This is a genomic window from Acinetobacter sp. YH12023, assembly GCF_013420135.1.
In the GTDB taxonomy this organism is placed as follows: domain Bacteria; phylum Pseudomonadota; class Gammaproteobacteria; order Pseudomonadales; family Moraxellaceae; genus Acinetobacter; species Acinetobacter amyesii.
Window position 1 is genome coordinate 38,628 of the sequence record NZ_VOYU01000006.1, and the last position, 15,071, is coordinate 53,698.

Sequence of the window (15,071 nt, forward strand, 5' to 3'; positions counted from 1 at the left end):
ATAAATTCAAAAATGATTTGTGGGAGCAGTTTAATCCACAAAAACCACTGTACAAATTATAATTTAAGGAAATAGTTCAACTGCTTTTCGTCAATGAGTTTTTATCCTCGCTCAACACCAAGATATAATCCCATACTTTCAACTCTAATGAGTCCTTTTCGGATTTTGCCCCTTTAGAAACATTAGCTAAAAGACACGCAGCTACTATTGCTAGAAATATTTGGATAGATACTCTCAAACTTGTATTAGATATTAATTCAACAAAAGTAAAGTTAAAAACTATTAATGAAAGTGGCAAAAGCACCCGACTTGAATTCATCTGTTTTTTAAATTCAGGAAAATCACGATTAATAACCAATAAATCTTGTTTGTCTTTACTCCACAACATTGGCTCAAAACATACATCCAATTTTTTTTCTAATTTTTCAAGTTCTACATCATCACTAGACAACTGATATCTTCGAACCTTTAAGATTAAATATAATTTAAAAAAGCTCTGGATATCTAAAAAATAATGAGAATCATTTAAAGATTTGAGGTGATTATACGTAATTCTACTTTCCCCATCTAAATCCCTAAATAAAAGTTCATCAATAATTCTTTCAAACTCTGATTTACTAATATACGAAGAAAAATTATTTGTATAAACTTCAAACCAATGCAAATAATTCAATAAAACTATATAGAATCTTTCATGGACTTTGCCCACATTAAATTGATTGATTTCAAATAAAATTCGAGAAATAAACTCATTAAAATTATTTTTCATTAAAAAAATTCTGTTTTTGTTTCATTTATATACATTTAGAATATAACAATGAAACTCTATTTTGACAAATATAGATGGGCTATGTACTATACACCCACCTCAAAACGTCCCTATCGTCTAGAGGCCTAGGACATCGCCCTTTCACGGCGGTAACCGGGGTTCGAATCCCCGTAGGGACGCCAATTCTTCTGTCAGCTCTGACAAACTTAAAGTTTATTTATCTATAATTTATATTAATTGATTGCATCATCATTGCATTCTTCTCTACAATTACTCGCTTCATTATTTGATTCTCCTTTTTCTCTATGCAGTCATCACATTCTCCGAATGATGCTTCGCATCAGGGCAATTCTGCGCCGTTAAAACGCGCTATGAGTACTCGACATCTGGTGATGATTTCGCTTGGCGGCGCAATCGGTACTGGTTTATTTCTTGGTTCGGGTGAAGTCATTGCACAAACGGGGCCTGTAGGTGCCATTATTTCGTATTTTTTAGGTGGTATTATCGCCTATATGGTGATGCTTTGCTTAGGCGAGCTCGCTGTACATATGCCAGAATCTGGTTCATTTGGCGCTTATGCTAAACGCTATATCGGACCGGGTACGGGTTATACCATCACTTGGCTGTATTGGCTGACATGGTCCGTAACGCTAGGAACTGAATTTACTGCTGCTGCACTTTTAATGCAGGAATGGTTCCCAGACAGTTCTATGTGGATGTGGACTTTAATCTTTGGTGCTTTTGTATTCTGCCTGAATATGATTTCAACCAAATGGTTTGCTGAATCTGAATTTTGGCTAGCCTTAGTCAAAGTCATTACCGTTGTAGCCTTTATTATTTTAGGTCTATTGGCCATTTTTGGTGTTTTAGGCTATCAAGGCTATGAAGCTGCACCACTGTTTAGCAACCTCACTGCACAAGGTTGGTTCCCTGAAGGCTTGTTCCCAATCTTCGCTACAATGTTGATTGTGAACTTTGCATTCTCAGGTACTGAACTGATTGGTGTTGCTGCGGGTGAAACCAAAGATCCAGCGAAAAATGTACCTAAAGCCATTAACACGGCGATTTTCCGCTTGTTGATTTTCTTTGTAGGTACCATTGTTGTTATTACTGCATTATTGCCCCATCAAGAAGCTGGCTTATCTGCCGAAGGTGTAAGTAGTTCACCTTTCGTAACAGTATTCCAGCACATTGGTATTCCTTATGCAGAAGACATCATCCGCTTTGTGATTATCACAGCCCTACTTTCTGCTGCTAACTCTGGTTTATTTGCTGCATCTCGAATGATGTGGTCATTGTCCTATAGTAAGCAATTACCTGCAGTGTTCTCTAAAGTGAACTCGCGCGGTATTCCTTATGTTGCCGTGATTGTGACCATGATCGGTGGTATGCCGGGCTTACTGTCTGAACAATTCGCTCCAGAAACCATCTTCAAAAACTTGTTAGGTGTCGCGGCATTTACCATGGTGGTGGTATGGATGAGTATTTGTTTAAGCCAATTCAACTTCCGCCGTCAGTGGTATAAAGAAGGTAAAACTGCAAAAGATTTAGCTTTTGCTGCACCACTCTTCCCAATTGTGCCGATACTCGGTTTTGTATTCTGTCTTATTACCTGTATTAGTATGGTATTTGACCCAGAAATGTTAACTGGCTTTATCTGCTGTATGATCTTCATTGTGGCGTGTTATATCAGCTACTACACCTTGTATCACAACAAAAATTGATCTGCGTTGTCATGCCAAACACGATAAAAGAGTAACTTCGGTTGCTCTTTTTTTATGGCTATATTTTAATAAAAGTAGAATAAAAACTGGTCCGTCGATGAGGTGCAATATGCAGATCATCTTTATCCATGGCATGAATCAACAGCAACAAACTGCACGTTCGCTCGAACAGCATTGGCTTGCACTGTTGTCTCAAGGCTTAAAGCAAAGCCATCAAGAGACTTTTTTATCGTATATACAGCACCATATGCGCATGCCTTTTTATGGAGACTTACTCACGCGTTATCATTTGCAGAATATGCTTCAAGCCAGCACCTTGACACCTCAAACGTGGCCACATTTTCCGTTTATCCATCGCACTGAACTCCCAGAAAAATCACCAAAAGTACTTGAGCATCATGCCGCACAAAACAATCTACCTAACATCACCCTCAATGATGCTATTGGATTAAGTCAATCATTCAAATCGATCACCGCACTCGGCAAAGATCTTGCCCTACGCGATTTTGCAGTTTTAATGAATTATTTCCCAAAATTACATGCCACACTTTTGCATAAATTTTTGGTCGAAACTTATCTCTATTTATCCAATCCACACTTTATTCAGGCAGTTCACACTCGGCTGCATGAGCAATTACATCAAAAGAAACCTACCCTATTGATTGCACATTCATTAGGTAGCGTGATTGCGTATCATTTTTTACTGTTACATCCTGAACTCAACATACAACGCTTTATCACCTTGGGCTCACCTTTGGCTTTTCGTGTCATCCAAGCCCACTTACCTCAGCCTTTACAGCGACCTGATGCAATTTCAGGCGATTGGTTAAACTTTTATTCACATGATGATTTTCTCAGCGCTTTTCCGCTGAGTCAGGCACCATTTGATTTTCAACCCGCCATTATTAACCAGCAAATTCAGACATCGATTGAACACCCACACGATATTGCAGGATATTTAACACATCCAGAAGTTATTGCTACAATCTTACAAGTGTTGAAAAAATCGACATAAATAATGTATTTTTCAAACATTTTTAGCAAATTGTTTTAATTTTATGCACTCAACATCAAAAACTGAATTTATTTATAGAAAAGCGTTTGACACCCCCCGATTTTCACCCTAATATACGCCCACCTCTGAAACGTCCCTATCGTCTAGAGGCCTAGGACATCGCCCTTTCACGGCGGTAACCGGGGTTCGAATCCCCGTAGGGACGCCAATTTTTCAGAAGTACATTTTATTAAGTCCCTATCGTCTAGAGGCCTAGGACATCGCCCTTTCACGGCGGTAACCGGGGTTCGAATCCCCGTAGGGACGCCATATTTAGTCTAAAAACTTAGACTGAAATGAACGGTTTTAAAATTTGCTTTCTGTACTGTCCCTATCGTCTAGAGGCCTAGGACATCGCCCTTTCACGGCGGTAACCGGGGTTCGAATCCCCGTAGGGACGCCATATTCGAGTCGGTTTCAACCACTCATTGAGAAGCCCAAGCATTTCGAATTGGGCTTTTTTATTGCCTTAATTTCTAAATATTTCTTTTAAAAGTTTTGAATCATAAATGGCCTTAGGGGCAATCACCTGCTCATTTAGCGGAATATTTTGACCATAGCGCTGCCGCATTAGACGCTGCACTTCATTTTGTTTTAAATCAAATTGTTTAAGTTGTTGTAACGGCGAAAGTTCGATTCCTAAAGCATGCTGATAAGCTTTCCAAACAATTTCAGAACAGTAAATTGCACGGTCATCCCATTCAAAATAAATATCATAGGGTTTGCCCAAGTACTTTTCTGCATTTTGCACCAGCTTCGTTTTCTGCCGCACATTTAAGGGTTGTTTGAACCTTTTCACCACATAGTGAGCATTTTCCCCACGCGCGATCCATTGATTTAAAGTGGTGTATTGCACAGGTTGAATGGCTTCAAGCACCCACGTTTGGTTATTTTTATTTACGATCATGCCCATGTGACTATAGGGCGAATGTGTGGCCTTTTGAATGCTTAAACTTTGCTGTGACTTTGAGATATGAAAAATAATATCTCCCGTCTGAAATGTAGACTGAGCATAGAGGGCAGGACTGAGCCCCGAAAGAATGACCGTTAATATTAAAATTTTAGACATTTTTATTGTAAGCAATATTGATATGAATGAAGGCAACCATAACATGAATATATGTCGGTTGCCCTGATTCTAAAAATTCAATGATTAATTAAGCCGACTTACGTGAATTGACTTGCCCTTTAATGACCGCGGTTAAATTGCCTTTGAGATATTTAAAAAACACTTTTAAGGGTGAAAGTTTAGGATTTGGCTGTTTGCCTTCACCAATCGATTTAAACTGAGCGGCATACCAAATAATTTCCATAATCGCCATTTTATCAATCATCGGTATGCCAGTTTTAATTTTGTCTACGCCGTAACGAACATCCTGCCCCGTCAATAAACGATCAGCCAAATCGACTTCAACTGCGAATGGACGTGCAATACCAATAAAATCACAAGCTCCACTGTCTAGTGCAGCATTCATGCCTTGCACGGTTCTAAACCCGCCGGTAACCATTAACGCGCATTTCACTTCTTTACGGATATTGTCCGCAAAATCGAGGAAATAAGCTTCACGAGCAATGGTACTGGCTTTACGTTTTTCTTCTTTAGCGCCCGCCATCGCTGGCGCTTCATAGGAACCGCCCGAGATTTCAATCATATCAATCCCTGCGGAATCGATTGCCTTAAAGACCTCAATCACATCTTTTTCGCTAATTCCGCCACGTTGGAAATCAGCAGAGTTGAGTTTGACCGAAATAATAAAATCATCTGTCGTCGCTGCACGAACTGCCTTATAGATTTCAAGCAAAAAACGCATGCGGTTTTCATTTGAACCACCCCACTGATCTTGACGTTTATTGGTCAGTGGCGACAAGAACTGACTAATTAAATAACCATGCGCACCATGCAATTGCACGCCTTCGAAGCCTGCCTTTTCACAAATGTGTGCGGCACGTGCAAAACGCTGAATGATATCTAAAATTTCATCTTCACGAAGTTCGCGCGGTGTTCCAAACGTTGTAGCTAACATTGGACTAAATGGCACAGCAGATGGTGCAACCGTTTCTTTATTTAAACCTTTAGGACATTGGCGGCCCGGATGTGAAAGTTGAACCAATTGCACCATGCCGTGCTTCTTGCCTAGCTCAGCCCACTGTGTTAATTGTGCTAAATCTCGCTCAGTTTCAGCGACAACAACCCCCGGCTCATTTTTAGCACGAAAATCCACCATGACATTACCCGTAATGGCACAGCCTAAACCACCCTTCGCCCAAGCTTCATATAATCCAAAATGTAAGTGATTGGGTTGGCCTGCGGTATTGGCCAATGCTTCACTCATTGCACCTTTAATGATGCGATTTTTAAATGTGGTATTACGAATTTTAAAGCTTTCAGCTAAATGGCTCATGACAATGTCCAAAATGAAATAATAAGTCCTGAGTATTTACTCTAATTATTATTTTCTAAAGGTCAAGGATATTTTGACAATGACACTTGTCAAAATATCCATAAGTTTGATTTTAGTATTGGCTGGCTTCAATTAATTTACGGGTATACTCCGTTTGTGGTCGCGCAAATAAATCTGCGGTGTCTTGAAATTCCATGACTTTGGCATGTCGTAGTACCAAAACTTTTTGACAGAGGGCTTTGACCACGTGTAAATCGTGACTGATAAATATATAACTCATATTAAATTCTTGCTGCAAACGCCGTAGTAGCTTCACGATAGCTTTTTGTGTCGTCCGATCAAGTGCCGATGTAGGTTCATCGAGTATCAGCAATTTAGGGCGTAAAACCAATGCACGTGCCAAGGCAACTCGCTGTCGTTGCCCACCGGACAACTCATGCGGATAACGCTGCTTAAACGAGCTGGCTAATTCGACTTTCTGCAATGCTTCATCTATACGCTGTGCAATTTCATTTGCAGATAAATGCTGTAAGGCCAGACCTTCCCCAATGGTTTGCTCTACATTGAGCCGTGGATTTAAACTACTGAATGGATCTTGAAAGACGATTTGAAATTCACGACGTAAAGGTCTGAGCTGTTTTTCTGAAAGTTGATTGATGGCGTGTTGATTTAAAATAATTTCGCCATCACTTTCTATGAGCCGAGCAATAGCCAATGCTAGGGAGCTTTTCCCTGAACCACTCTCTCCAACAATACCGATCGACTCACCTTCAGCTACTGTTAAATCCAAAGCTTCTACCGCAATGACATAATCTTTGATGCGGTTCAATAAGCCTTTTTTAACTGGGAATTTCACTCCTAACTGGCGTAATTCTAAAAGTTTTTGAGTTTGCGAAACCTGTATTGCTTTACCAAAATCATGGTCTAATAAATTTTGGGTATACGCCTGCTTCGGTTGCTCAAAAATTTCCTGAACATTACCTTGCTCCACCACTTGACCACGATTCATCACAATCACATGTTCGGCATAGCGCTTGACCAAATTCAGGTCATGGCTAATTAATATCATCGCCATATTACGCTGCTGTTGTAGCGACTTTAATAAATTTAAGATTTGCGCTTGCAAAGTGACATCTAAAGCCGTAGTTGGCTCATCAGCGATTAAAATATCAGGATCTAAGGCCAATGCCATGGCAATCATGACACGTTGACGCTGCCCGCCTGATAACTCATGTGGATAGCGTCTTAATTTATCTTCAGCATCAGGAATACCCACATCATTTAATAATTCTATAACCCGCTGCCGAGTTTTTGCCTTCGACCATCCCTGTAACAACAGCGACTCACCAACAATCTTTTCCACCCGATGTAAGGGATTTAAGGCCGTCATCGGCTCTTGAAAAATCATGGCAATTTTCTGTCCACGAATGTTTCGGTGCTGCTCAGGACACAGTCTAAGAATATTCTGTCCATTCAGGCTGACGCTGCCTGTGACCTGCAGATCACTTGGCAACAAACCGAGTATAGCTAGGCTGCTAATCGATTTACCAGAACCGCTTTCACCAACAATGGCTATCGTTTCACCTGCATGCAAATTAAATTTCAGGTCTTCAACCAAGACCTGTGCTGCATGGGAAATATGTAAATGTTCCACTTCTAACACGATGGGAGGTACATTAACTTGATGATTATTGACGTCTAGGATCGAATGCATCACGTGTCGCCTCCCCAATGTAAATCAATAAAGACAGCACAATCGCTAAGGTAAAAAACCCCGATAAAGCAAGCCATGGTGCATTCAGATTGTTTTTCCCTTGAAGCAATAACTCACCTAATGACGCGGCATCAGGCGGTAAGCCATACCCTAAGAAATCTAAGGCTGTCAGTGCTGTAATATTTGCCGTAAGCATGAAAGGTAGCTGTGAAAGACTGGAACTCATCGCATTTGGTAAGATATGCCGAAAAATAATGGTGCTATCTGTAACACCAAGACTCCGTGCTGCACGTACATAGTCAAAATTACGCGCCCGCAAAAACTCCGCACGAACCAAGCCAACTAAAGTGGGCCAGCCAAACAACAGCATAATGACAAAGAGCCAATACACACTCGGCGTAAACATGCTGACCAAAATCATCACCATGAATAGCATCGGGAGTCCACCCCAGACTTCCAAAATTCGTTGTCCAATGAGGTCTATCCATCCACCATAATAGCCCTGTATCGCCCCAACGATGATGCCCAATACTGCTGAAGCAAAAGTTAATGCAAAACCAAACAGGAGCGACACACGTAATCCATATAAAATACGCGCCAGCACATCACGACCTTGGTCATCGGTACCGAGCCAATTTTGTGCAGTCGGTGCAGATGGCACAGGCACAGCCAACTCTAAATTCGGTGTTTGATAGGAAAATTTAATCAGTGGCCATACAGCCCATCCTTTATCATCAATCAGTTGCTGTACCACAGGATCTTTATAATCTGCCTCAGTTTCAAAAACGCCACCGAAAGCAGTTTCTGGATAACTTTTTAATACGGGAACGTATAAAGAATCATCGTATTTGACCAAGAGCGGTTTATCATTGGCAATAAACTCGACAGCTAATGACAACATAAAAATCAAGGCAAAGCTGATAAAGCATGTAAAGCCTAATTTATTTTCTTTAAAACGTTGAAAACGCGCTTGAATGATCGGAGACATTATTTTGCCCCTTGTGAATCAAAATTAATTCGTGGATCAATCATTTGATACATGACATCACTGATTAATCTTAAGATCAGCCCCATCAAGGTAAAAATAAACAAGGTGCCAAAAATGACTGGATAATCGCGCTGTACGATGGCTTCAAACCCCAACAATCCCAGACCATCTAAATTGAAAATAATTTCAATAAATAGATTTCCCACAAAGAAGATGCCGATCAAGGCTTCTGGCAGACCAGCAATGACAATGAGCATTGCATTACGAAATACATGCCCATACAGCACACGTGATTCGGTCAAACCTTTAGAACGAGCAGCAAGAACATATTGCTTATTTAATTCTTCCATAAAAGAGTATTTGGTCAGATAAGTTAAGCCAGCGAAACCACCAATTACCATAGCAAACAAAGGCAACACCATATGCCAAAAATAATCTGCAATTTTGCCAAATACACTTAACTCAGCAAAATTCTCTGAAACTAAACCTTGTAGAGGAAACCACTGAAAATATGAACCACCTGCAAAAAAGACAATAAGTAAAATGGCAAAGGCAAAAGCAGGAATGGCGTAACCTATAGCCAATAAAATAGACGTGCTTTTATCAAATAGCAGACCATGTTGACGGGCTTTTTTAATGCTTAAAGGAATAGACACCAGATAGATCAGCAAGGTACTCCATAAGCCAAGGGATAAGGATACAGGCAGCTTTTCCCAAAGCAGCTGAGTCACAGACTTATCTTTAAAAAAACTGGTACCAAAATCTAGCGTTACATAGCCCTTTAACATGAGCCAAAAACGTTCGAATAATGGTTTATCGAAACCATATTGTGCCTCGATTTTTGCCACCATTTCTTCACTTAAGCCTTTGGCACCTTGATATTTGATGCTAGACGTTGCCGTTTCGCCACCGCTCCTTGTCCCAATACCCTGAAAAGCTTCGGCTTGCTGAATTGCTTGCTCAACTGGCCCACCCGGAGCAAGCTGAATTACCACAAAGTTAATCAATAAAATGAAAAACAATGTTGGAATAATCAGGAGCAATCTTTTTAAAATATATGTGCCCATGTTGCTTTCACATTCCTAGTCATTCAGGTGTATTTATTGCTGCCGTAGATATTGTGTTATTTGCTTGGCTTTAGCTGCATCACTCCACCAATAGTCAATCCCTACAGAAAGTTTAGGTTTGACATAAGGTTGCTTATACATATGCCAATAGGCAAACCAGTTTTCACTTTGCCCAAACATTGGAATTTGATAATAACCCGCTCTAAGCAGGCGGTCTAAAACACGCGTACAAATAATCAATTCCTCCCGATTTGGAGCATTGATCACCTGTTGAATGAGCTGATCTATTACAGGATTTTTAATCCCTGCGTAATTATAATTACCCACTTGGTCAGCTGCTTGACTGCCCCAAAGTTGAGCTTGCTCACCCGCTGGAGTGAGCGATTGAGGCATTTCATCCACGATCATATCAAAGTCAATATTTCGCATACGCTCGGTGTATTGCGGTCCATCGACTTGTCGTAATAACACCTGAATACCTAAACGTTTCAAATTTCGTATAAATGGCATTAAGGTTCGCTGCAAATCTTGTTGCTGAATCAAAAGTTCAAATTTCACAGGCCGAGATTTTGCATCCACCAATCTGCCGTCTTGATAACGATAACCCGCATTCAATAACAGTTGGCGTGCATGCAGCAGATTTTTTCGATTAAATCCACTGCCATCAGAAACGGGATATTGCCAATTGGATAAGACCCCCTGTCTTTGAATAGGATCAAGTTGCGATAACATCGGTTTTAAAATATCCAACTCTTGGATAGAGGGTTTCCCCTTCGCTTCTAGCACACTATTACTAAAATAACTCTGCAAACGCTGATACTGCCCATAAAATAATGCTTTATTTTGCCATTCAAAATCATAAGCATAGGTTAAAGCTTGTCGAAAGCGAATATCACTAAATGGCGCACGACGAGTATTAAATACGAGACTTTTTGTGGGAATCGGTCGTTCATGTTTAAAGCGATATTTGACAATTTTACCGTCTTTAAAAGCAGGAAAATTGTAAGCCCCCACCCAATTACGTGCGGTCTTTTCCTCATATAACGTAAATTGGCCTGCTTTAAAGCCTTCAAAGGCTATGTCTGGGCTGCGATAATATACATATTTCAGATGGTTAAAATTATATCGACCACGATTAACAGCTAAGTTCTGCCCCCAATACTCAGGATTGCGCTTGTAGCGAATACTCCTACCTGCATCGATCGTCTCAATCGTATAAGGGCCTGAGCCTAATATGGGATGCAATGTAATTTGAGTAAAATCTTTTTTTTCCCAATCTCGTTTGGAATAAATCGGCATTTGCGCCAAAATCATGGGCATATCAGTGTTGTGTCCAGATTTAAAATTCATCCTTACCTGATATTTAGATAAAACATCTGTTTTGTCTAAATCCGCTAAATACATTTGCAAACCTGGATTTGACTTGGTCTTAAAAGTATCAAAACTAAATTTAACGTCTTCAGCAGTGAGTTCAGAACCATCACTAAACCGTGCTTTTGGGTTTAAATGAAAAATAACAAAATTAGTTTTTTTCGGGTCAAATGTCACCTTTTCGGCAAGCAATGGATACATCACACCCGGTTCATCTAAAGATGAACTCATCAAGCTATCAAAAAGATAATTGATACCTTCAACAGAACGCCCTTTTCCATTCATGCTGTTTAAATTATCAAAACTCCCAATACTCGAGGTCGTGATATATCCCCCTTTATTGGCAAGAGGATTGGCATAGGGCATTGCCTGTAATTGATGATATTGAGGGCTACTATGTATGGCAAGAAAAGGCGTGGTCTGCAACGCAGCCCACGCCCCTGTTGAAAGTATGCTCAAAGTCACACCAAACACGTAACGCGAAGTTGAAGCAGAATACATTCAACTTAACTCCTTAATGTTTGGACTCAGTTTGGTACTTTAATGACTTCACCAATACGTAACTGAGCAGACGGTTGTATATCATTCATTTCAGCAAGTTTTGATGTATCAAGTCCATAACGGCTTGCTAAACCAATCAATGTATCGCCGCGTTTAATACGGTATTCACTGATAGTTTTAGGGACTTGTAAATTTTGACCGACACGCAGTCCTGCACGGGGGTTCAAGTTATTTAATTCAGCCAATGCTGCCACAGTTAAACCTGTCCGACTAGCAATCGAATTTAAAGACTCGCCTGATTTCACAGTATACCTTTCAGTATTTGTTGGTTTCACATTGCTCGTAGAGGATTTAGCTTCCGTTTTTTTGGTTTCAGTTGCTTTACTAGCTACATCAGCAGGTAGTTCACCATCTACTTTTAAACGCTGCCCTACACGAATCGCACTATTGGTATTTAGGCCATTTAATTCAGCTAAATAACGTAATTGAAGATGATATTTCTTCGCAATCACACCCAATGTTTCACCTGATTTCACCACATGAATATCGGTCGCATCAACGGAATTCGTTCGTGTATTGGTTTTGCTTTCAATTTTGGTCGCCTCAGCTTTGGTTTCTACTTTAACCGGTGCGACATCACCTGTTAATTTTAATTTCTGCCCAACGCGTAGACCAGAACTACGCTCTATACCATTTAAATTTGCGACATAGTCCATGCCTAAATCATAGCGACTAGCAATGCCTGTCAGTGTATCGCCAGACTGCACCACATATGTATCAGGAACAGTTGAACTTGCAGGAACTTTAATGCTTTGCCCAGCCATCAGCCCACTATTTACCGACATATCATTTAGACTCGCCAATTCTGACAAACTGATTTTTGACCGCGTCGCAATACTATAAAGCGTATCACCACGCTGCACTTTATAGCTTTCAACTTTATACGCAGGATCAACTTTGACATTTTCAATGCGATTCACGACTTTGCTTTCGAGCTTCTCAACTTCTGCTACAGCTTGTAATGGCACATTAATTTTTTGCCCCACCATCAAGCTACTGCCAGCCGTTAAACCAGTTGTTAAATCTGCCAACTCTTGATTTGACAGCGCATAACGATCTGCAATGAGTTTTAGATATTCACCACGTTTTACCGTGTAGGATTTGGTTTGAACTTTTGCAGATTTTTCGACAACTTGAGCTGCTTTCTTGTCAGCTTCCAATTTTGCTTTAGATGCTGGCGGTTCTTTTAAGGATAATTTCTGCCCAACATATAAACCACTCGTGGTGGTTAAACCATTGTAGTCGGCGAGTTGCTTCGTACTTAAACCAAATTGACTCGCAACAGCTGTAAGACTGTCATTTGCTTTCACCACATAGCTATCTGCGATAGGCTTAGCTTTCGATTCTTCATTATTTTGCACAATCGGTTTCGCATCATATAAATAGATGGTCGTACCGACATACAAGGTCGAATCTGGCGAAATTTGGTTCCAAGCTGCAATATCACGCCAATTCACGCCATTTTTCATCGCGATCAACGCTAATGTGTCGCCCGCCAAAACTGTATAAGTACTGCGTTTACCTTTAGGTGGTACAACTACAATTTCAGAATCTGTACGAATGACATTTTTACCTTGGTTGCGTTTGGCTTCTTCGGAATCTGCACCTGTATTTTCAGCCACGCTTTTCGGGTAAGAGAACCCTTTCGTCAGTTCTTTACCTTGTTGGTCTGCAATTGACTGACTGGTCTGAATCGCAGTCAACTTAATCTTGCCATCATAAGGATCGACAATTTCAGTGCCTTTCGGCGCAATAGCTTTAATTTCCTGAACGACTTCTTCTTGTTCTGCTTTAGTCGCTACTGGTTTTAATACCTCATCTATTGTTTTGGTCTCACCTTCAGCTTTAATAGCCGCCATGATTTGCTCACGCTCATTTGCGCTGAGTGGTGGCTCGACAGACACGGCTTTCACAGGAGTCGAAGGTGTTACAGCGACTGGTATACGCGGCGCACTTGGAATATCACTATTCGATGCAAAAGCAGCCAAAGCAGATGATCCTATTGGCGTTTTGCCTTTCGTTCCTGATGGAACACTCGGCGTTACCGTTGCAGCGACTACAGGTGGTTTGGCAGAAGCTGTCACTGTCGGCTGAGTTTTGAGCGTAGGTGGCGTCACTTTTGCAGGCTGAATAGTTTTACTATTTAATTCCGGCGGAGTAACACGTGACGGTGTTATTTCAACATTACTTTTTGGTAAGTTATAAGTTGAATTACTTGCCCAATAACCTGATGAACCACCTGATTGTAATTTCTTCAAACGTGCATCGACTGATGGACTCACATCCGCAGGAATTAAAATCCGCATTGGACTACTGCTGTCAATCACATCGCCACGATGCCCGGGATTTAGTGCATAGAGTTCTGCACGGCTTAAACCGGTAATAGATGCAATTTCATTTAAATTTGCAGGCCCTACAGCCACTTCACGAAAGTGTGGACGGTTGGCAATTGGCGGTAAACTTACGCCATAAGCACTTGGATTTTTAATAATTTGAGCAACAGCCAAGAAACGTGGGACATAGTTCATGGTTTCTTGGGGCAGTTTTAGTGACCAATAATCCGTTGGCAAACCTGCCGCACGGTTACGGTTAATCGCCTGTTGAATGCGGCCCGGCCCTGCATTATATGCAGCCAAAGCCAATTCCCACGAACCGAACTGGTTATGTAGCGCACCTAAAAACTCATAAGCTGCACGCGTTGATTCCACTACGTCACGACGACCATCATACATTGAGGTTTGTTTTAAGCCGTAAATACGTCCAGTACTTGGAATAAATTGCCATAAGCCTGCTGCGGCTGCACTTGAGGTTGCTGCTGGGTCATAAGAACTTTCAATCACTGGTAATAACGCCAACTCCGTCGGCAAACCACGACGTTCTGCTTCTTTAACCGTGTGATATAAATAACGGGACGCACGCGCACTTAAACGATCAATATATGGTTGACGTGAAATAAACCAACCACGCTGCGCTTCAATTCGCGTATCCCAGTGGTTCAAATCCATTTTGAAACCCACAGTCATACGCTTCCAGACATCACCATGCTTCAGTACTAAAAGGCGATCGCCTTCTACGGCACGCATGTCTGTTGCAGAAAGTAAATCTTCGAGTGAATCTAAACTATTGGCATCGAGAAAGTTTGAGCCAACTTGTTTACTTGCTGAGTTCTGCTTAGTCGTTTGCGATGAAGAACAGCCCGTCAGACCAAGAGCTGCGAGCGCAGAACCCAAGACTGTAAATTTAAAAATTTGTGGTAACGTAGGCTGCCAGACAGTCGCAGTTGATTTATACATAAAAAAATCCAGACAACTCATATAAAATTTATTTTTTAGATATGCCATTGTAGTGAAGCAGAACACAGACACAAGGCGTTAATTTAACGCTATTTCAGTATAAATGTTACAAGAAATTAAAAAAATCG

General features: G+C 40.8%; 10 protein-coding genes and 4 tRNA genes. 6 read left to right on the forward strand and 8 right to left on the reverse strand.

From position 1 onward, the window contains the following. Positions 1 to 76 precede the first annotated feature (76 nt). Positions 77 to 769, reverse strand: coding sequence for a hypothetical protein (locus FTT92_RS08165; protein WP_180171836.1), 693 nt, complete (start codon positions 767 to 769; stop codon positions 77 to 79). A 106-nt stretch (positions 770 to 875) separates the two neighbouring features. On the opposite strand from FTT92_RS08165, the gene FTT92_RS08170 reads away from it, so the two are divergent. The 6 genes from FTT92_RS08170 (at position 876) to FTT92_RS08195 (ending at position 3,950) form a co-directional block, all read left to right on the forward strand. Beyond that, positions 876 to 951 (forward strand) — tRNA-Glu (locus tag FTT92_RS08170). Between the two features lie 123 nt (positions 952 to 1,074). Next, positions 1,075 to 2,493: an amino acid permease gene (locus FTT92_RS08175; RefSeq protein WP_180171837.1), complete on the forward strand. Its 1,419-nt coding sequence runs from the start codon at positions 1,075 to 1,077 to the stop codon at positions 2,491 to 2,493. A 109-nt stretch (positions 2,494 to 2,602) separates the two neighbouring features. Further along, positions 2,603 to 3,508 carry an alpha/beta fold hydrolase gene (locus FTT92_RS08180; RefSeq protein WP_180171838.1) on the forward strand — a complete coding sequence of 302 codons (906 nt, stop codon included), beginning with the start codon at positions 2,603 to 2,605 and terminating at the stop codon, positions 3,506 to 3,508. Between the two features lie 132 nt (positions 3,509 to 3,640). Further along, positions 3,641 to 3,716, forward strand: a tRNA-Glu gene (locus FTT92_RS08185). 25 nt (positions 3,717 to 3,741) lie between these two features. Further along, positions 3,742 to 3,817 (forward strand) — tRNA-Glu (locus tag FTT92_RS08190). A 57-nt stretch (positions 3,818 to 3,874) separates the two neighbouring features. Then, a tRNA-Glu gene (locus tag FTT92_RS08195) sits at positions 3,875 to 3,950 on the forward strand. A 66-nt stretch (positions 3,951 to 4,016) separates the two neighbouring features. Here FTT92_RS08195 and FTT92_RS08200 read toward each other — a convergent pair. From FTT92_RS08200 to FTT92_RS08230, 7 genes are all read right to left on the reverse strand, one after another. Further along, complete coding sequence (locus tag FTT92_RS08200) at positions 4,017 to 4,616, reverse strand: YiiX family permuted papain-like enzyme (protein WP_180171839.1); 600 nt, start codon at positions 4,614 to 4,616, stop codon at positions 4,017 to 4,019. An 88-nt stretch (positions 4,617 to 4,704) separates the two neighbouring features. Further along, a complete protein-coding gene (locus tag FTT92_RS08205) occupies positions 4,705 to 5,949 on the reverse strand; it encodes an NADH:flavin oxidoreductase/NADH oxidase family protein (protein WP_180171840.1) in 1,245 nt (414 codons plus the stop codon). Positions 5,950 to 6,061: 112 nt separating this feature from the next. After that, positions 6,062 to 7,663, reverse strand: a complete 1,602-nt coding sequence (locus tag FTT92_RS08210) for an ABC transporter ATP-binding protein (protein ID WP_180171900.1) — start codon at positions 7,661 to 7,663, stop codon at positions 6,062 to 6,064. After that, positions 7,638 to 8,651, reverse strand: a complete 1,014-nt coding sequence (locus FTT92_RS08215; protein ID WP_180171841.1) for an ABC transporter permease — start codon at positions 8,649 to 8,651, stop codon at positions 7,638 to 7,640. The genes FTT92_RS08210 and FTT92_RS08215 overlap by 26 nt, the downstream gene beginning before the upstream one ends. After that, positions 8,651 to 9,718, reverse strand: coding sequence for a microcin C ABC transporter permease YejB (locus FTT92_RS08220; protein WP_180171842.1), 1,068 nt, complete (start codon positions 9,716 to 9,718; stop codon positions 8,651 to 8,653). The genes FTT92_RS08215 and FTT92_RS08220 overlap by 1 nt, the downstream gene beginning before the upstream one ends. Positions 9,719 to 9,751: 33 nt before the next feature. Then, positions 9,752 to 11,590: an extracellular solute-binding protein gene (locus tag FTT92_RS08225; protein ID WP_180171843.1), complete on the reverse strand. Its 1,839-nt coding sequence runs from the start codon at positions 11,588 to 11,590 to the stop codon at positions 9,752 to 9,754. 26 nt (positions 11,591 to 11,616) lie between these two features. Beyond that, the gene (locus FTT92_RS08230) at positions 11,617 to 14,943 is read right to left on the reverse strand and encodes a LysM peptidoglycan-binding domain-containing protein (RefSeq protein ID WP_180171844.1); all 3,327 of its coding nucleotides are present in this window, start codon (positions 14,941 to 14,943) and stop codon (positions 11,617 to 11,619) included. Between the last annotated feature and the right edge of the window lie 128 nt (positions 14,944 to 15,071).